Origin of the sequence: Pseudofrankia inefficax, from assembly GCF_000166135.1 — a bacterium.
Taxonomy (GTDB): Bacteria; Actinomycetota; Actinomycetes; order Frankiales; family Frankiaceae; genus Pseudofrankia; species Pseudofrankia inefficax.
The window spans coordinates 7,644,132-7,661,279 of the sequence record NC_014666.1 but is presented as its reverse complement, the minus strand read 5'-3'; the positions used below and the strand labels follow the sequence as shown (position 1 = coordinate 7,661,279).

The following is a 17,148-nucleotide window of genomic DNA, read 5'->3' as shown; positions in this document are numbered from 1 at the left end:
GACAATGCTTATCCCTCGTAAGGTCGCGCACCGCAAGCAGCACCACCCCAAGCGGACGGGTGCTGCCAAGGGCGGGACGAGGATCGCCTTCGGCGAGTTCGCGATTCAGGCGCTCGAGCCGGCGTACGTGACGAACCGGCAGATCGAGTCGGCTCGTATCGCGATGACCCGGCACATCCGACGCGGTGGAAAGGTCTGGATCAACATCTACCCGGACCGTCCGCTGACCAAGAAGCCGGCCGAGACCCGCATGGGTTCCGGTAAGGGCTCGCCCGAGTGGTGGGTGGCGAACGTCAAGCCAGGCCGGATCATGTTCGAGCTGTCGGGCGTGGCCGAGCCGGTGGCCCGCGAGGCGATGCGCCGCGCGATCCACAAGCTCCCGATGAAGTGCCGGTTCGTGACCCGTGAAGGTGGTGCGTGATGGCTATCGCGACCTCCGCGGACGACCTGCGCGCGCTGTCCGGCGCTGACCTGGTGGACAAGCTCCGCGAGGCCAAGGAGGAGCTGTTCAACCTCCGGTTCCAGAACGCGACCGGCCAGCTCTCCAACAATCGGCGGCTGCGGGCCGTCAAGCATGAGATCGCCCGGATCTACACGGTGATGCGGGAGCGCGAGCTCGGCCTCACCGTCGACCCGGCGGCCGGCCCGGCTGACGAAGCGGAGTGACGATGGCAGACGAGACCACGACCGAGGCGGGTGCCGCCGAGCGCGGCTTCCGCAAGGTCCGCGAGGGCCTGGTCGTCAGCGACAAGATGCAGAAGACGGTCGTCGTCGCGGTGGAGGACCGGGTCCAGCACCCGCTCTACGGCAAGACGATCCGCCGGACCAAGAAGATCAAGGCGCACGACGAGGAAAGCGCTTGTGGCGTCGGTGACCGGGTGCTCCTGATGGAGACCCGCCCGCTGTCGGCCACCAAGCGCTGGCGCGTCGTCCGCGTCCTGGAGAAGGCCAAGTAGTTAGGTACCGGAGCCCCGCCGCGTCACGCGGCGGGGCGGTCCCGGTGATAGGCGAAGCCTCCCGTTGCGGCGGCTTCAACGGTGAGATTGAGAAATTCGCCGCAAGCGGGTCAGGAGCTTGAAGTGATTCAGCAGGAGACGCGCCTTAGGGTCGCCGACAACACGGGCGCGCGGGAGATCCTGTGCATCCGCGTTCTCGGCGGCTCGGGTCGTCGGTACGCGGGGATCGGCGACATCATCGTCGGCACGGTGAAGGACGCCCTGCCCGGCGCCGGCGTGAAGCGCGGCGACGTGGTGAAGGCGGTCGTGGTGCGCACCACCAAGGAGCGCCGGCGGCCGGACGGCTCCTACATCCGGTTCGACGAGAACGCAGCCGTGCTCATCCGTGACGGCGGCGACCCCCGGGGCACCCGCATCTTCGGGCCGGTCGGCCGCGAGCTGCGCGACAAGAAGTTCATGAAGATTATTTCGCTGGCGCCGGAGGTGCTTTAGACCGTGGCCGGTATGAAGATCAAGAAGGGCGACACGGTCCAGGTCATTTCCGGCAAGGACCGCGGGCTCAAGGGGAAGGTCATCCGGGCCATCCCCGACGAGCGGAAGGTCGTCGTCGAGGGCGCGAACCGGGTCACCCGGCACACCCGCGTCCAGACCACGACTCGTGGTTCGCAGTCGGGTGGCATCGTCACCCAGGAGGCTCCGATCCACGTCAGCAACGTCGCGGTTGTGGACCCGAGCGACGGGAAGCCGACCCGCGTCGGATACAAGATCAACGAGGACGGTACCAAGGTGCGGATCTCGCGCCGTACCGGTGCCGAGTTGTAGGGATCGGAATCCAAATGACTGTGACTACTGAGGCGTCGGCGATGCCGCGGCTCAAGCAGCGCTACCGCGAGGAGATCGCGCCAGGCCTGCGTGAGCAGTTCAGCTACGCGAACGTCATGCAGATCCCGGGCGTCGTGAAGGTCGTCGTCAACATGGGTGTCGGCGACGCGGCCCGCGACGCCAAGCTCATCGACGGCGCGCTGAAGGACCTGGCCGCCATCACCGGCCAGAAGCCGGCCGTACGGCGGGCGACGAAGTCCATCGCGCAGTTCAAGCTGCGCGAGGGCATGCCGATCGGCGCGAAGGTGACCCTGCGCGGCGACCGGATGTGGGAGTTCCTTGACCGGCTCGTCTCGATCGCGCTGCCCCGCATCCGGGACTTCCGTGGCCTGTCGCCGAAGCAGTTCGACGGTCGCGGCAACTACACGTTCGGCGTGACCGAGCAGTCGATCTTCCACGAGATCGACATCGACAGGATCGACCGGGTGCGCGGCATGGACATCACTGTCGTCACCACCGCGACGACTGACGACGAGGGCCGGGCGCTGCTGCGCGCGCTGGGCTTCCCGTTCCGGGAGAACTAGAAGCATGGCGAAGAAGGCTCTGATCGAGAAGGCCGCCAGCAAGCCGAAGTACGCGGTCCGCGGCTACACCCGCTGCCAGCGGTGTGGCCGTCCGCGCTCGGTGTACCGGGTGTTCGGGCTGTGCCGGATCTGCCTGCGGCAGATGGCGCACCGCGGCGAGCTGCCCGGGATCACCAAGAGCTCCTGGTAGTCGGGGGCAGTTCGGTACAGCTGGTACCGCTGTTTGGCCCGGTGGAGCCGCCTGCTGACAGGCGGCTTCATCGCGTGGAGCAGACTGGTACTTTGCCCGCGTGACGCGGGTGATCTGTAACACCACCCAGTCGCGGTAGGCCCGAGCCCACGAGGGGCACCGGGAACCGCCGTGAGGAAGGCGTCACCCAATGACGATGACCGATCCGATTGCGGACATGCTCACGCGCATCCGCAATGCCAACCGGGCGTACCACGACCGGGTGGTGATGCCGCACAGCAAGATCAAGGTGCACGTCGCCGAGATCCTCCAGCAGGAGGGCTACATCCTCGGCTGGCACGTGGAGGAGCCCGAGGCCGGGCCCGGCAAGAACCTGATCGTGGACCTCAAGTACGGCCCCAACCGGGAGCGCTCGATCGCCGGCGTGAAGCGCATCAGCAAGCCCGGTCTGCGGGTGTACGCGAAGTCCACCAACCTGCCGAAGGTGCTCGGCGGCCTGGGCGTGGCGATCATCTCCACGTCGTCAGGGCTGCTCACCGATCGGCAGGCCGGTAAGCGGAAGGTGGGCGGGGAAGTCCTCGCCTACGTCTGGTAGGGGGTCCCGAGATGTCTCGCATCGGCCGTCTGCCGATTTCGGTGCCGAGCGGCGTCGAGGTGTCCCTCGATGGCCAGCACGTCACCGTGAAGGGCCCGAAGGGCACCCTCTCGCACACCGTCGTCGAGCCGATCACGGTCGCCCAGGAAGAGGGCCAGGTCGTGGTCGCCCGCCCGGACGACGAGCGCAACTCACGCGCGCTGCACGGCCTGACCCGGACGCTGGTCTCCAACATGGTCATCGGCGTCACCACGGGCTACTCGAAGACGCTGGAGATCGTCGGCGTCGGGTACCGCGTGCAGGCCAAGGGCTCCGACCTGGAGTTCGCGCTCGGTTTCAGTCACCCGGTGCCGGTCAAGGCGCCGGAGGGCATTCGGTTCGAGGTACAGACCCCGACCCGCTTCGTCGTGCACGGCATCGACAAGCAGCTCGTCGGCGAGGTCTCCGCCAAGATCCGTGGCCTGCGCAAGCCCGACCCGTACAAGGGCAAGGGCGTGCGGTACCAGGGCGAGGTCGTCCGCCGCAAGGTCGGGAAGACCGGGAAGTAGGAGATAGATCATGGCTGTGAGCCTCACCGCCAGTTCCCGGCGCCGGATCTCCCGGCTCCGCCGCCACGCCCGGGTCCGCAAGCGGGTCACCGGCACCCCGATCCGTCCGCGGCTCGTCGTCACGCGCTCCTCGCGGCACATCTACGCGCAGGTCATCGACGACGTCGCCGGCCACACCCTCGCTGCCGCCTCGACGCTGGACGCCTCGCTGCGTACGGCCGACGGCGACAAGACCGCGCTGGCCCGTGAGGTCGGCAAGCTGGTCGCCGAGCGCGCGAAGGCCGCTGGGCTGTCCGCCGTCGTCTTCGACCGGGGTGGGCGTACCTACCACGGCCGGATCGCGGCGCTGGCAGACGCGGCCCGCGAGGCGGGGCTGGACTTCTGATGACCACGACAAAGGAGATGTTCTAGATGCCAGGCCAGCAGCGCCGTGGCGGCGGCGCCGGCGGCTCCGACCGCCGTGAGCGCCGGGACCGCTCAGGCGGCGGCCCGGCGCAGGAGAAGACCGCCTACGTCGAGCGCGTCGTCGCGATCAACCGCGTGGCCAAGGTCGTCAAGGGTGGCCGCCGGTTCAGCTTCACCGCGCTCGTCGTGGTCGGGGACGCGGACGGCACCGTCGGCGTCGGCTACGGCAAGGCCAAGGAGGTGCCCGCGGCGATCGCCAAGGGCGTCGAGGAGGCCAAGAAGCACTTCTTCAAGGTGCCGCGGATCGGCTCGACGATCCCGCACCCGATCCAGGGCGAGGCTGCGGCCGGCGTCGTGCTGCTCAAGCCGGCTTCCCCGGGTACCGGTGTCATCGCCGGTGGCCCGGTGCGCGCGGTGCTGGAGTGCGCGGGCGTGCACGACGTGCTGTCGAAGTCGCTCGGCTCGTCCAACCCGATCAACATCGTGCACGCGACCGTCGCCGCGCTGCGCGGGCTGACTCGTCCCGAGGAGATCGCGGCGCGCCGCGGCCTGCCGCTGGAGGACGTTGCCCCGCCGGCGATGCTGCGGGCGCGGGCGGCCGCCGGAGCAGGTGTGTGATGGCCTCTCTGCGGATCACTCAGGTCCGGTCCCCGATCGGCGGCACCCACAACCAGCGGGCGACGTTGAAGACCCTGGGCCTGCGGAAGATCAACGCGTCCACCGTGCGCGAGGACACCCAGCAGATCCGGGGCATGATCCGGACCGTGGCGCACCTGGTGACGGTCGAGGAAGTGAACTGAGATGGCCGAACTGACCAAGGACGCCCCCGAGGCGAGCACGGCCGAGCGTGGCCGGGCGCTGAAGCTGCACCACCTGCGTCCCGCGCCGGGTGCGAACCGGCCCAAGATGCGGGTCGGTCGCGGCGAGGGCTCCAAGGGCAAGACCGCCGGTCGTGGCACCAAGGGCTCCAAGGCGCGCAAGCAGGTTCCGGCCACCTTCGAGGGTGGCCAGATGCCGCTGCACATGCGGATCCCGAAGCTCAAGGGCTTCAAGAACCGCTGGCGCACCGAGTACCAGGTGGTCAACGTCGCCACCCTCGCCGAGCTGTTCCCGCAGGGCGGCCAGGTGGGCGTCGACGAGCTCGTGAAGGCGGGCGCTGTTCGTAAGAATGCGCTCGTCAAGGTGCTCGGCGACGGGGACCTCGGCGTCGCGCTGCAGGTGAGCGCGCACGCGTTCTCGGGTTCCGCTCGCGACAAGATCGCCGCCGCTGGCGGCAGTGTCACCGAAGTGTGAGATCGGGGACGGGCGCGGGCGCGTCCGTCCCCTTTCGGTGAACACTGGGTCGAGGCACCGGGTCCGCTCGGCTGCCGGTGGCCCGGTGATCCCGTGGGGGCCGCGGGTTTCTGACTGACCTCCGCGGAGGTGATGTCGGGACTCGTGAGCCTCAGGTGCTGTTACAGTCGCCTCACGGCGTCCGGAACATCCATCGGACAGCTCGTCCGGCGGACCGTCGCCGTCTCTCGTTCGTGTACTTCCCCCCTGCAGGAGGAGCCGTGCTCACCGCCTTCACGCGGGCTTTCCGCACGCCCGACCTGCGCAAGAAGCTGCTTTTCACGTTCGGGATCGTGGTCCTGTTCCGGATCGGCAGCGTCCTGCCCGCGCCTGGTGTCTCCTACGGCGCGGTGCACACCTGTCTGAGTACCGCGAGCACGGGCGCGAGCAACGTCTACTCGTTGATCAACCTGTTCAGCGGCGGCGCGCTGCTGCAGTTGTCGATCTTCGCGCTGGGCATCATGCCCTACATCACCTCCAGCATCATCCTTCAGCTGCTCGTCGTGGTCATTCCGCGGCTTGAGCAGCTCAAGAAGGAAGGCAGCGCGGGTGAACAGAAGATCACCCAGTACACCCGCTACCTGACCATCGCGCTCGGCATCCTCCAGGCGACCGGCATCGTGGCGCTGGCCCGCAGCGGCCGGCTGTTCCCGGACTGCTCGGCTCAGATCATCCCGGACACCAGCCTCTTCCGCATCGCGACGATCGTCATCACGATGACCGCGGGCGTGGGCGTGATCATGTGGCTCGGTGAGCTGATCACCGCCCGGGGCATCGGTAACGGTATGTCGCTGCTGATCTTCACCTCGATCGCCTCCCGGCTGCCGTCCCAGGGCACCGCGATCCTCCAGGTCGCCGGCGGCGTCGTCTTCACCCTGGTCTGCCTGCTGGGCCTGGCGATCGTCGTCTTCGTCATCCTCGTCGAACAGTCGCAGCGCCGCATCCCGGTGCAGTACGCCAAACGCCTGATCGGCCGGCGCATGTACGGCGGGACGTCGACCTACCTGCCGATCAAGGTGAACCAGGCGGGCGTCATCCCCGTCATCTTCGCCTCGTCGCTGCTGCAGCTGCCGCAGCTGGTCGGCCAGGTGTGGAACAACAAGGGCTTCCAGGACTTTGAGACTCGTTACCTGTCGAAGGGTGACCATCCGCTCTATCTAGCGACCTACGGGCTGCTCATCATCTTCTTCACGTACTTCTACGTCGCGATCACGTTCAATCCGACCGAGGTCGCCGACAACATGAAGAAGTACGGAGGGTTCATCCCGGGCATCAGGCCCGGGCGCCCCACCGCCGAGTATCTTGATCACGTCCTCTCCCGGATCACCCTGCCGGGTTCGCTGTTCCTGGGGGTGATCACAGTTCTTCCGCTCGCGTTGCTGAACCTGACGAAGGACCAGCCCTTCCCCTTCGCGGGGACGTCGGTGCTGATCATGGTGGGGGTGGGACTGGAAACCGTGAAGCAGATCGAGAGCCAGCTCATGCTCCGCAACTACGAAGGCTTCCTCCGGTAGTGCGCCTCGTACTGGTCGGACCACCGGGAGCAGGCAAGGGTACGCAGGCCGCGTTCATCGCCTCGGCGCGGTCGATTCCCAAGATCTCCACCGGTGACATCTTCCGTGCGAACGTCCGAGAAGGCACGGAGCTCGGTATCCAGGCCAAGCACTACATGGACGCGGGTGACCTCGTTCCCGACGAGATCACGATCGGTATGGTGCGCAACCGCCTTGCCGAGGACGACGCGGTCAAGGGCTTCCTGCTGGACGGATTCCCTCGCAACGTCCCGCAGGCCGAGGTGCTCGCCGGGATGCTCGAGGCGATGGGCACCCAGCTCGACGTGGTGCTTGAGCTCGTCGTGGACGACGACGAGGTGGTGCGGCGGCTGTCCGGTCGGCGGACCTGCCGCTCGTGCGGGCACATCTGGCACGTGGACTTCGATCCACCCACCGTGGAGGACGTCTGCGACCGGTGCAACGGCGCGCTGTTCCAGCGTGACGATGACCGGGCCGAGACCATCCGGCACCGCCTGGAGGTCTACGCCGAGCAGACCGCGCCGTTGGTGTCCTGGTACGCCGAGCGTGGGGTACTGATCGGTATCGACGCGACCGGCCCGGTGGACAACGTCACCGAGCGCGCGATCGACGCCCTGCGTCACCACGGTTCCTGAGCGTCTCACGCCTAGCGCGCTCGGGTCCTGCGGCGCGGTGGACAAGATCCACCAGCGAGCTTGTTGTGGCTGAGGACTATCGTCGTTCCAGAAGCCCCGTCGGTGACCACGTGGGCCGGTCGGCCCACCCGGGTTGGCCTGCCCGGATCGGCCGCGGGGCACCGTGAACGAGAGCGAAGACCGGGACAAGGGTTATGGCGCGACGAGAGCACGTCCAGATCAAGACGGCGGCGGAGATCGCCAAGATGCGGGTCGCCGGGCTGCTGGTCGCGCAGGCGCTCGACCGGCTGCGGGAGGCCGCGCTCCCCGGTGCCACCACCGCCGACCTGGACGCGGTGGCTGAGAAGACCATCCGCGCCGGCGGCGGCATCCCGTCGTTCAAGGGCTATGCGCATCCGCCGTATCCGGCGTCGATCTGCAGCTCGGTGAACGACGAGGTCGTCCATGCGATCCCGAACCGCAAGCGGGTGCTGCACGACGGCGACATCATCTCGATCGACTGCGGCGCCATCGTCGACGGCTGGCACGGCGACGCGGCCATCACGGTGCCGGTCGGCACGGTCGACCCCGCGATCCTAGAGATGATCAAGGTCTGTGAGGACTCGCTGTGGGCCGGCCTCGCCGCGGCCCAGCTCGGTGGCCGGCTGACCGACATCTCGCATGCCGTCGAGCAGCACGTCCAGCCGCGTGGCTTCGGCATCGTCGACAACTACGGCGGTCACGGCATCGGTACCGAGATGCACCAGCCGCCCCACATCCTCAACCACGGCCGGGCCGGCCGCGGCATCAAGCTGGTCGCCGGCCTCGCGCTCGCGATCGAGCCGATGATCACCATGGGCTCGCCGGACACCCGGGTGCTCGACGATGACTGGACCGTGTCGACCGTCGACGGTTCCTGGGCGGCCCACACCGAGCACACCGTCGCCGTCACCCCGCGCGGCCCGTGGGTGCTGACCGCGCATGACGGCGGCGCCGCCAGGTTCGCCGAGCTGGGGATCGCCTGCGGCGCGCCCGCGGAGGCAAAGTCCTGATCCGGGCGTCCGCCGAGGTGGGCTCAGCGTCCGCCGGAGGTGGACCACGCTGTCGCTCCGACGCCGGAGGGCCGCGGCGCTGATTCGCCCTTGACGAAGTGGGCGCGTAGACTCTCAAGGCGGTGGTCTCTCGCGCCTGCCATCTCTCTGGTCTGCCTTGCCTGGGCGGGGCTGTCTAGGCGGGGTTGCCCGGCTTGGCTGGTAACGGACTGATTCACGATCGCCCAGTCATCGGCGACTGTCTGTGCTGGGCGTTCCTGACGGGCGCGGCTGTCTGGGCCACCGGGTCGGCCATCGTGGTGGCCCGGCTTCCGCCGGTTTCCCGATGGCTTGGGCTGTTTGCTTCTGGGGCGCCCGCCCCGAGGGTCGCACACGTCAGGACAGTGGAGGACATGCCGAAGAAGGACGGGGCAATCGAGATCGAGGGCCGGGTCGTCGAGCCGCTCCCGAACGCCATGTTTCGGGTTGAGCTGCAGAACGGGCACCGCGTTCTCGCCCACATCAGCGGCAAGATGCGCCAGCACTACATCCGGATTCTTCCGGAGGACCGGGTGGTGGTCGAGCTGTCGCCCTACGACCTGTCCCGCGGACGCATCGTCTACCGCTACAAGTGAGTCGGGGTGGAGTGTGGTCGCGGACCGCGCTCCCCGTTCCGACTTCACTTGATGTCTGCCCAGGGGGGCCGTTCCCCCACAGATCCGCTGGCGCGGATCAGTGGGGACCCCGGCGCCCTGGAACCCCCGCTGTCGAGCTTCGCTCGACGGGGGGCTAGCTGCTCAGGGTGTCACTGAACCAGGTCTGCTGAAATGGATCTGGGGGCGCCCGATAGCCAGGAACACCATGGTCGGGCCTAGTTCGGCCGGGGTGGTCTTGGTTCCCTTGTTGACTGACTCAAGCGCGGCCCGCGGCTGCGCGCAGGAGGTAACGGCAGCCGTGAAGGTCAAGCCGAGCGTCAAGAAGATCTGCGACAAGTGCAAGGTGATCCGTCGTCACGGGCGTGTCATGGTGATCTGCGACAACCTGCGTCACAAGCAGCGCCAGGGCTGAAACCCGGGCGTCGGAGGCTGCCCGCCGAATCGCGGGCAGCCTCCCGCCGGATTCCGCTCGGAACGTCAGTCCCGGAGGGCGACCTCCGGCCCGGGTAGCGAGCTTGGCTCGTGCGGGGGCCTCAGCCGGTGAGCTGGAGCCGACGGGCAGGGGAGTAGTCTGATCCCCGCATGGTGTGACCTGACGTCCGCCGCCGGAGTTCCGGCTGGGCGAACTCGTCAGGCGCAGCTACACATCAAGCGTCGTCAGGGCGCGGTGGGGCCGCAAGCGTATGGATGCGGCAGCCCGTGTCACAACCCCCGGTCGGAGGCCGGGGCCTTGTCGGTCTGGTTGACCGATAGGGACGGCGACGCCCGATACCTCCGAAGCAGGAAGGAACCACCTTCATGGCACGCCTTTCGGGCGTTGACCTTCCCCGTGAGAAGCGGGTCGAGATCGGCCTGACCTACATCTTCGGGATCGGCCGCACCCGCGCGAAGGAGACCCTGGTCGCGACCGGGGTCAACCCGGACACCCGGGTCCGTGACCTCAGCGAGGACGAGGTCATCAGGCTTCGTGAATGGATCGACGGGCACTACCGCGTCGAGGGCGACCTGCAGCGGGAGATCAAGCAGGACATCCGCCGCAAGATGGAGATCGGCTGCTACCAGGGCCTCCGTCACCGGCGCAACCTTCCTGTGCACGGTCAGCGGACGCACACCAACGCCCGCACCCGCAAGGGCCCGCGTCGCGCCATCGCCGGCAAGAAGAAGGCCGGCAAGAAGTAGTCACCGGTCTCGCCGCCCCTGATGACCAGGTCTCGGGGTGGCACCACCGGCCGTTGACCGACGACCTCGTAGACGGAGATCACGAAAGCACATGCCTCCCAAGACTCGCACAGGTCCTGGCGTCAAGAAGGTTCGGCGCAAGGAGAAGAAGAACGTCGCCCACGGGCACGCGCACATCAAGAGCACCTTCAACAACACCATCGTGTCGATCACGGACCCGACCGGGAACGTGATCTCGTGGGCGTCCGCCGGCCACGTGGGCTTCAAGGGCTCGCGTAAGTCGACGCCGTACGCCGCGCAGATGGCCGCTGAGAACGCCGCGCGCAAGGCGCAGGAGCACGGCATGCGCAAGGTGGACGTGTTCGTGAAGGGCCCCGGCTCCGGCCGGGAGACCGCGATCCGGTCGCTGCAGGCGGCTGGCCTCGAGGTCGGCACCATTCAGGACGTCACGCCCACCCCGCACAACGGTTGCCGGCCCCCCAAGCGGCGCCGGGTCTGACCGGGCTATATCGGACGAGAGAGAAGAAGGAAGACATGGCCCGTTACGTCGGCCCGGACTGCAAGCGTTGCCGTCGCGAGAAGACCAAGCTGTTCCTCAAGGGCAGCAAGTGCGAATCGCCGAAGTGCCCGATCGAGATTCGGCCCTACCCGCCGGGTGAGCACGGCCGGGGTCGCACCAAGGACTCCGAGTACCTCCTCCAGAAGCGCGAGAAGCAGAAGTGCGCCCGGATCTACGGCGTGCTCGAGAAGCAGTTCCGCGGCTACTACGACGAGGCGAACCGTCGCTCCGGCAAGACCGGTGACGAGCTGCTGAAGATCCTCGAGTCGCGGCTCGACAACGTCGTCTACCGGGCCGGCTTCGCGCCGTCCCGCGACGCCGCCCGTCAGGCCGTCCGGCACGGTCACGTGCAGGTCAACGGCGGCAAGGTGGACATCCCCAGCTACCGGGTCAGCGACAACGACATCGTCGAGATCGCGCCGAAGTCGCGGGAGCTCACCCCGTTCATCGTCGCTCGCGAGACCGCCGGTCAGCGGACCGTTCCGGCCTGGCTCGAGGTCATCTCCAGCCAGATGCGGATCCTGGTCCACTCGCTCCCCGCCCGTGGTGCCATCGACACCCAGGTCCAGGAGCAGCTGATCGTCGAGCTCTACTCGAAGTAGGGTTTCGCGGTCGCCGGGCGCGGAGCGCCCGGCGACCGCGAAACCGGCTCGGGCGCTGGGCGCCCTCGCCAGCCCTGTATCGGGGCGGGCGTGGATGCCCGGGGTGGGCCGCGGTCCGGGGTAGGTATCTCGGTCGCGTTCCAGCCGAAGCTCCCGAACGTGTGGTTTTGTCGGCCTTCGGCCGTCGGGTCTGACCCGGCGGCCGATGGTCGTCTCACCCCTGCGCCTCTGCATTTGCTACCGAGGCGCAGAATGGTCTACGGCGAGTGTGCGGACCGAAGCTCCTCGCCGTCGCCTCCCCTTGAGGGAGGCACTGCACGGCGTCATATGGCGGGCGTCGTGGTTGGAAGGAAGTAGCTCATGCTTATTGCTCAGCGTCCTACGCTGGCCGAGGAGCCGATCGCCGAGTTCCGGTCGCGGTTCGTGATCGAGCCGCTGGAGCCTGGTTTCGGCTACACCCTGGGCAACTCGCTGCGTCGCACCCTGCTGTCGTCCATCCCCGGTGCCTCGGTGACGAGCATCCGGATCGACGGCGTGCTGCACGAGTTCTCCACGGTTCCCGGGGTCAAGGAAGACGTCACCGACGTGATCCTGAACCTCAAGGAGCTCGTCGTCAGCTCGGACAACGACGAGCCGACGGTGATGTACCTGCGCAAGCAGGGCCCCGGCGAGGTCACCGCGGCGGACATCGCGCCGCCGGCCGGCGTCGAGGTGCACAACCCCGAGCTGCACCTGGCCACCATCAACGACAAGGGCAAGCTCGAGATCGAGCTGACCGTCGAGCGTGGTCGTGGCTACGTCAGCGCGGCCCAGAACAAGCAGCCTGGCCAGGAGATCGGCCGTATCCCGATCGACTCGATCTACTCGCCGGTGCTGAAGGTCACCTACAAGGTCGAGGCGACTCGTGTCGAGCAGCGGACCGACTTCGACAAGCTGATCGTCGACGTCGAGACCAAGCCGTCGATCTCGCCGCGCGACGCGATGGCGAGCGCCGGCAAGACCCTGGTCGGCCTGTTCGGGCTGGCCCAGGAGCTCAACGCCGAGGCGGAGGGCGTCGACATCGGCCCGTCCGCGCAGGACGCGCAGCTGGCCGCTGACCTGGCCCTGCCGATCGAGGAGATGGACCTGACCGTCCGCTCCTACAACTGCCTCAAGCGCGAGGGCATCCACACGATCGGCGAGCTCGTCTCGCGCAGCGAGGCGGACCTGCTCGACATCCGCAACTTCGGTCAGAAGTCGATCGACGAGGTGAAGACCAAGCTGGGGGCCATGGGCCTGCAGCTCAAGGACAGCCCGCCCGGGTTCGACCCGCGGCAGGCCGTCGACACCTACGGGACCGACACCTACAGCCCGCCGTTCTCCGCCGGTCACGACGACGACGGCAGCGAGTACGTCGAGACCGAGCAGTACTGAGTTTCTTTGTTCGTGGCGTCCGGGCGCTGAGTCTCTGGTTCGTGGCGTCCGGGCGCGGCGCTCCGGCCCCGACCTTGCTTCGCTGCGGTCGGGACCTCCGCGCCGTGTCCTCCGCCACGAACGGGGTCTTCGCTCCGTCGGGTCGGCCAGTCAGGCGGCTTCGCTTCGCTCGCAGCCTGCTGGCCGACCCGACTACGCGAAGACTTGGGCTCAGGGCACCGAGCTGACCGAGTCGGGGGGCCGCTTCGCTTCGCTGGCGGCTTCTGGGTCGGGGCGCTGGGGTGGCTTGATCTGTTTGGCTTGGTTGGTTCGTCTGTAAGACCTGTTCGCAGGGATCCACGTTGGGTGGGGTTTCGGTTCCGACCGGGGGGCCGGGGCACTGCCTGACCAAGGTTCTGATCTCGCTCGACGGGCGAGGTTGGGGCCGTGTCGCGGGCTTGGCTCGCGGCCGTGGAGATGTCCGTCCCGGTCGGCTCTGAGGTGCTTCGCACCGCGAAAGGAACGAGGAACTCGAATGCCCACTCCGAGGAAGGGCGCCCGGCTCGGCGGCAGCCCGGCCCACCAGCGGCTGATTCTCGCGAACCTGGCGACCTCGCTGTTCGAACACGGCGCGATCACCACGACCGAGACCAAGGCGAAGGCGCTGCGCCCGTACGCCGAGAAGCTGGTCACCTTCGCCAAGCGGGGTGACCTGCACGCCCGTCGCCAGGTGATGCGCGTCATCCGCGACAAGTCGGTCGTCCACGAGCTGTTCACCGAGATCGGCCCGCGGTACGAGAACCGCAACGGTGGCTACACCCGGATCACCAAGGTCGGGTTCCGCAAGGGCGACAACGCCCAGCTGGCCCGGATCGAGCTCGTCGAGGCGCTGACGGTCGGCCAGTCGGCCGTGGCCGAGGCCGAGCGCGCCCGCGGTACCCGGTTCGCCGACCGCAAGGCGCCGACCGGTGCGACCGCCGAGGCCGCCGAGGACTTGGCGAAGGAGTCGCCGACCGCGGCCGCCGTCGCCCTCGAGGCCGAAGAGGCCAAGGCGGCGGAGGCCACCACGGCCGAGCCGGCCGAGTCGGCCGACGGCGACACCGAAGCCTGACGTCCTCCGGGCCCCAGGGCCTCCGGGGAGAGGAGCCCGCCACCCGCACCGGGAGGCGGGCTCCTCGCCGTCTGCCCGCTCCACGGCCCCGATCGCCGGTGGGACCCGGGGCTGACACGGGGTAGCCGAAGGTGCGATCGTGAGAGCGTCGCCAGCGCTCCGCGCCGGCCTGCCACGGCTGTGGCGCGACCGAACCATCCGAACCACCGAACCATCCGAACCACCGCGACCGGCAGATCAGTTTGATGGACGCGCTAGCGCGGAAAGCAAGCAGCTCGGGAAGCAAGGAGATAACGAGCGCCTTGACCATCTTCGGCGCCGACGGCCTCCAACGGCTCCGGATCGACCTCGCCTATGACGGGACGCCGTTCGCCGGCTGGGCCCGCCAGCCTGGCCAGCGAACCGTGCAGGGCGACGTGGAGGACGCCCTGATGCGGGTGGCGAGGCTGCCCGCCGTGCGGCTCACCGTGGCCGGTCGGACCGACGCGGGGGTGCACGCCGCCAGGCAGGTCGCGCACGTCGACATCCCCGACGAGGTTCCACTCGGTGGGCTCGCCCGCCGGCTCAACGGCGTTCTCGACCGCGCGGTGCGGATTCTCGGGATCGGGCCGGCGCCGGTCGGGTTCGACGCCCGCTTCTCGGCGCTCTCCCGCCGGTACAACTACCGGATCAGCGACGCGCCCTACGGTGCCGATCCGCTGCGCCGCCACGACACCCTCGCCTGGCCCCGGCCGCTGGACCCGGCGGTCATGCGGCTGGCCGCGCTGGCGCTGCTCGGGGAACACGACTTCGCCGCGTTCTGCCGCCGCCGGGAGGGGGCGACGACGGTCCGCACGCTGCTGCGCCTCGATGTCCGTCGCGGCCCCGACGGCGTGCTCGTCGCCGACGTCGAGGCGGACGCGTTCTGCCACTCGATGGTCCGGGCGCTCGTCGGCGCGCTCGTCGGCGTCGGCGAGGGCCGCCAGCCACCGGGTTGGATCCCCCAGATGCTGGCCAGAGCGGTGCGCAGCCCGGGCGTGACCGTGCTGCCGGCACATGGGCTCACGCTGGTCGAGGTGCGCTACCCGCCCGATGCCGACCTCGCCGCCCGTGCCGAGGTCACCAGGGCCGTCCGCGTCTCGCCGACGCTGTCCGGCTGACTCCCCGCTCTTGGACGGCCTGGCGCCGCTCCGCCCGGATCCGGTCGCTCCACCCGGCTACGTCCGGGTGGAGGCTCGGCCTCAGCCCCGGTAGCCGCGGCCGAGCACCGCGCGGTCGTCGAGCGGCGACGTGGTGATCTTCTTGAGGTCGGTGGCGGCGTCCGTGAGCACCGCGTCGGTCGCCTTGCCCTTGGTGTCGTCCGAGTAGGCGAGCTGGAGCAGGACGGCGTAGTGGCCGTCGTTGAAGGCTGTCCGCCAGTTGTTGTTGCCGTTCGGGCCGCTGATCTTCGCGCCGGGCAGCGTTCCGTTCGGCAGCGGCAGCGGGGTCACGCCGCCGGCACCGGCGCCGAGCGCCTGTACCGCGTTCTTGGCGGTCGTGACGCTGTCGACGACGAGGACGCTGATGCCCGCGAGCAACCGGCGCCCGGACTTGTCCGCCTCGCCGACGTAGAGCGCCCGGACCAGTTGGCGGCACAGCGGGCCCGGCGTCACCGGGGCGGCCGGCGTCGTCGCGGCCGAGGCGCCTGGCGCGGCCGCGCCGCTGGCCGACGGCCCGGGGGCCGGGGTGGCCGCCGCCGCCGTGGGCAGCGGGGCCTGGCCCGCCAATGCGAGCGCGACGATGCCGGTGAGGTCGGGGCAGCCCTGGTCGAGCTTGGTGGCGACCCGGGTGTACGTGTGCGCGCCGGCGACGACGGAGCCGTCCCGGAAGAACTCGTTCGCGGTCACCGGGTCGGAGTCCGTGAACGCGGAGTCCAGGAAGTCGGCCGGCACCGGCTGCGCGGTCGGAAGTGGTGCCGGTGGCGCGGCGCTGGTGCCGGACGAGCCGCCGGTCATCGTCCAGTAGGTGACGCCGCCGACGATGAGGACCACCACGGCGATGATCAGAACCCGTGGACCGCGGCCGAGGCGCGGCCTCGAGGCCCGTCCGTCCGCGGGAGCCGGGTCCTTCGGGACTCGGCCCGCGGGAGCCGGGTCCTGCGACCAGCGGCGTGCGGCCGCTCGCCTGCCCTCGCCGAACCGGCTGGCACGTGGCGCCGCGGCGGCCTTCTCCTCGACGGCGTCGTCCTGGTCGTCCTCGGAATAGTCGTCGTCGTACTCGTCGTCAGCCAGGCCGTCGTCCAGGTCCGCGACGTCCTCGTACTCGTCGTCCTCTTCGCCCTCGTCACCCAGATCGTCGTCGTCCAGATCGTCGTCCTCGGGCCAGCCGGGGTAGCTCTGGTCGAGCGGCGGCTCGGCCGAGTTGTGCCGGTCGGCGACAGGGCGGGGCACGTAACGAGGCCGCAGGATGCCGCCGGTGGCCGGGTCGAGCGGGCCGACCAGTGACGCACGGTCGACCGGGCCGGTGCCTGGTCCGGTGGGGTGTGGGCCCGTGAGGGGCCAGTCGTCGCTGGGGGTCCAGCTGTCCCTAAGGGGCGAGGTGCTGTGTGGGGGCCATCCGGCTGCCGCCTGGGCGCCGGTGGCCGAGCTCCAGTCGTCGCCGCGCCGATCGGAGTCCCCGAGCTCCGAGCCGGCGTCCCGCCAAGGATCGGTGCCGCTCATTCGACCGACGGTAGCCGATTGCTATGATCTTCCAGACATCCCTCCCCAATCGGACGGCCTCAGCTGGTCAGCCTCAGCTGGTCGGTCTCAGCTGGTCGGTCCCAGGCGATCGGTCTCGGCTGGCCGGCGCTTCCGGTCTCGGTGTGGTCTCGTCTGGCCGCACCGCGGAACCGGGCCGTGGCCTCCGCTGGAGGGGCAGGGGCGAGGTGGTGGGACGCCGGCGGCGGCAGCCGTCCAGAGCCTGGTAACCTCAAAGACTGCGGCGCGTGACACGACTGTCGAACGCGCGCGTTTTCACACTCTTGACGCGCTTGCTGCGGTTGGACCTCCTCAGGCGAGGTGGACCGGACGGAGCGTCGTCC

Annotated in this window: 25 protein-coding genes; 24 read left to right on the top strand and 1 reads right to left on the bottom strand. The window is 69.1% G+C overall.

The annotated features are described in order from the left end of the window. The first annotated feature begins 4 nt into the window (after positions 1–4). The 24 genes from rplP (at position 5) to truA (ending at position 15,247) form a co-directional block, all read left to right on the top strand. Positions 5–421 carry a 50S ribosomal protein L16 gene (gene rplP, locus FRAEUI1C_RS30910; RefSeq protein WP_013427320.1) on the top strand — a complete coding sequence of 139 codons (417 nt, stop codon included), beginning with the start codon at positions 5–7 and terminating at the stop codon, positions 419–421. Further along, positions 421–666 carry a 50S ribosomal protein L29 gene (gene rpmC, locus FRAEUI1C_RS30905; protein ID WP_013427319.1) on the top strand — a complete coding sequence of 82 codons (246 nt, stop codon included), beginning with the start codon at positions 421–423 and terminating at the stop codon, positions 664–666. The genes rplP and rpmC overlap by 1 nt, the downstream gene beginning before the upstream one ends. A gap of 2 nt (positions 667–668) precedes the next feature. Continuing rightward, positions 669–956, top strand: a complete 288-nt coding sequence (rpsQ, locus tag FRAEUI1C_RS30900; protein WP_013427318.1) for a 30S ribosomal protein S17 — start codon at positions 669–671, stop codon at positions 954–956. Between the two features lie 123 nt (positions 957–1,079). After that, positions 1,080–1,448, top strand: coding sequence for a 50S ribosomal protein L14 (gene rplN, locus FRAEUI1C_RS30895; RefSeq protein WP_013427317.1), 369 nt, complete (start codon positions 1,080–1,082; stop codon positions 1,446–1,448). Positions 1,449–1,451: 3 nt separating this feature from the next. Continuing rightward, the gene (gene rplX / locus FRAEUI1C_RS30890) at positions 1,452–1,778 is read left to right on the top strand and encodes a 50S ribosomal protein L24 (RefSeq protein WP_013427316.1); all 327 of its coding nucleotides are present in this window, start codon (positions 1,452–1,454) and stop codon (positions 1,776–1,778) included. Positions 1,779–1,792: 14 nt separating this feature from the next. Next, positions 1,793–2,362, top strand: coding sequence for a 50S ribosomal protein L5 (rplE, locus tag FRAEUI1C_RS30885; RefSeq protein WP_013427315.1), 570 nt, complete (start codon positions 1,793–1,795; stop codon positions 2,360–2,362). A gap of 4 nt (positions 2,363–2,366) precedes the next feature. Then, the gene (locus FRAEUI1C_RS30880; RefSeq protein WP_013427314.1) at positions 2,367–2,552 is read left to right on the top strand and encodes a type Z 30S ribosomal protein S14; all 186 of its coding nucleotides are present in this window, start codon (positions 2,367–2,369) and stop codon (positions 2,550–2,552) included. Between the two features lie 190 nt (positions 2,553–2,742). After that, a complete protein-coding gene (gene rpsH, locus FRAEUI1C_RS30875) occupies positions 2,743–3,147 on the top strand; it encodes a 30S ribosomal protein S8 (protein ID WP_013427313.1) in 405 nt (134 codons plus the stop codon). A gap of 11 nt (positions 3,148–3,158) precedes the next feature. Further along, a complete protein-coding gene (rplF, locus tag FRAEUI1C_RS30870; protein ID WP_013427312.1) occupies positions 3,159–3,695 on the top strand; it encodes a 50S ribosomal protein L6 in 537 nt (178 codons plus the stop codon). A gap of 10 nt (positions 3,696–3,705) precedes the next feature. Beyond that, positions 3,706–4,080, top strand: coding sequence for a 50S ribosomal protein L18 (rplR, locus tag FRAEUI1C_RS30865; protein ID WP_013427311.1), 375 nt, complete (start codon positions 3,706–3,708; stop codon positions 4,078–4,080). A 26-nt stretch (positions 4,081–4,106) separates the two neighbouring features. After that, positions 4,107–4,718 carry a 30S ribosomal protein S5 gene (gene rpsE, locus FRAEUI1C_RS30860; protein WP_013427310.1) on the top strand — a complete coding sequence of 204 codons (612 nt, stop codon included), beginning with the start codon at positions 4,107–4,109 and terminating at the stop codon, positions 4,716–4,718. Continuing rightward, complete coding sequence (rpmD, locus tag FRAEUI1C_RS30855; RefSeq protein ID WP_013427309.1) at positions 4,718–4,900, top strand: 50S ribosomal protein L30; 183 nt, start codon at positions 4,718–4,720, stop codon at positions 4,898–4,900. The genes rpsE and rpmD overlap by 1 nt, the downstream gene beginning before the upstream one ends. A gap of 1 nt (position 4,901) precedes the next feature. Beyond that, positions 4,902–5,393, top strand: coding sequence for a 50S ribosomal protein L15 (gene rplO / locus FRAEUI1C_RS30850; protein ID WP_013427308.1), 492 nt, complete (start codon positions 4,902–4,904; stop codon positions 5,391–5,393). A 260-nt stretch (positions 5,394–5,653) separates the two neighbouring features. Then, positions 5,654–6,946: a preprotein translocase subunit SecY gene (secY, locus tag FRAEUI1C_RS30845; RefSeq protein WP_013427307.1), complete on the top strand. Its 1,293-nt coding sequence runs from the start codon at positions 5,654–5,656 to the stop codon at positions 6,944–6,946. Continuing rightward, entirely contained in the window at positions 6,946–7,599 is a 654-nt protein-coding gene (locus tag FRAEUI1C_RS30840; protein ID WP_013427306.1) for an adenylate kinase, read from the top strand. Before secY ends, FRAEUI1C_RS30840 begins: the two co-directional genes overlap by 1 nt. 194 nt (positions 7,600–7,793) lie before the next feature. Next, entirely contained in the window at positions 7,794–8,630 is an 837-nt protein-coding gene (gene map / locus FRAEUI1C_RS30835; RefSeq protein WP_013427305.1) for a type I methionyl aminopeptidase, read from the top strand. Positions 8,631–9,022: 392 nt separating this feature from the next. After that, entirely contained in the window at positions 9,023–9,244 is a 222-nt protein-coding gene (gene infA, locus FRAEUI1C_RS30830; protein ID WP_006541558.1) for a translation initiation factor IF-1, read from the top strand. 268 nt (positions 9,245–9,512) lie between these two features. Next, positions 9,513–9,677, top strand: coding sequence for a 50S ribosomal protein L36 (gene rpmJ / locus FRAEUI1C_RS30825; protein WP_497006513.1), 165 nt, complete (start codon positions 9,513–9,515; stop codon positions 9,675–9,677). Between the two features lie 386 nt (positions 9,678–10,063). Next, complete coding sequence (gene rpsM / locus FRAEUI1C_RS30820; RefSeq protein ID WP_013427304.1) at positions 10,064–10,444, top strand: 30S ribosomal protein S13; 381 nt, start codon at positions 10,064–10,066, stop codon at positions 10,442–10,444. Between the two features lie 91 nt (positions 10,445–10,535). Beyond that, positions 10,536–10,943: a 30S ribosomal protein S11 gene (gene rpsK, locus FRAEUI1C_RS30815; protein ID WP_013427303.1), complete on the top strand. Its 408-nt coding sequence runs from the start codon at positions 10,536–10,538 to the stop codon at positions 10,941–10,943. A 35-nt stretch (positions 10,944–10,978) separates the two neighbouring features. Continuing rightward, the gene (gene rpsD, locus FRAEUI1C_RS30810) at positions 10,979–11,605 is read left to right on the top strand and encodes a 30S ribosomal protein S4 (RefSeq protein WP_013427302.1); all 627 of its coding nucleotides are present in this window, start codon (positions 10,979–10,981) and stop codon (positions 11,603–11,605) included. A 360-nt stretch (positions 11,606–11,965) separates the two neighbouring features. After that, on the top strand, positions 11,966–13,018 hold the full coding sequence (locus FRAEUI1C_RS30805) for a DNA-directed RNA polymerase subunit alpha (protein ID WP_013427301.1): 1,053 nt from the start codon (positions 11,966–11,968) through the stop codon (positions 13,016–13,018). Between the two features lie 514 nt (positions 13,019–13,532). Further along, the gene (gene rplQ, locus FRAEUI1C_RS30800) at positions 13,533–14,108 is read left to right on the top strand and encodes a 50S ribosomal protein L17 (RefSeq protein ID WP_013427300.1); all 576 of its coding nucleotides are present in this window, start codon (positions 13,533–13,535) and stop codon (positions 14,106–14,108) included. A 302-nt stretch (positions 14,109–14,410) separates the two neighbouring features. Next, positions 14,411–15,247: a tRNA pseudouridine(38-40) synthase TruA gene (truA, locus tag FRAEUI1C_RS30795; RefSeq protein WP_438269985.1), complete on the top strand. Its 837-nt coding sequence runs from the start codon at positions 14,411–14,413 to the stop codon at positions 15,245–15,247. An 81-nt stretch (positions 15,248–15,328) separates the two neighbouring features. Here the strand turns inward: truA and FRAEUI1C_RS39880 are convergent, their stop codons facing one another. Then, a complete protein-coding gene (locus FRAEUI1C_RS39880; protein WP_013427298.1) occupies positions 15,329–16,786 on the bottom strand; it encodes a hypothetical protein in 1,458 nt (485 codons plus the stop codon). Between the last annotated feature and the right edge of the window lie 362 nt (positions 16,787–17,148).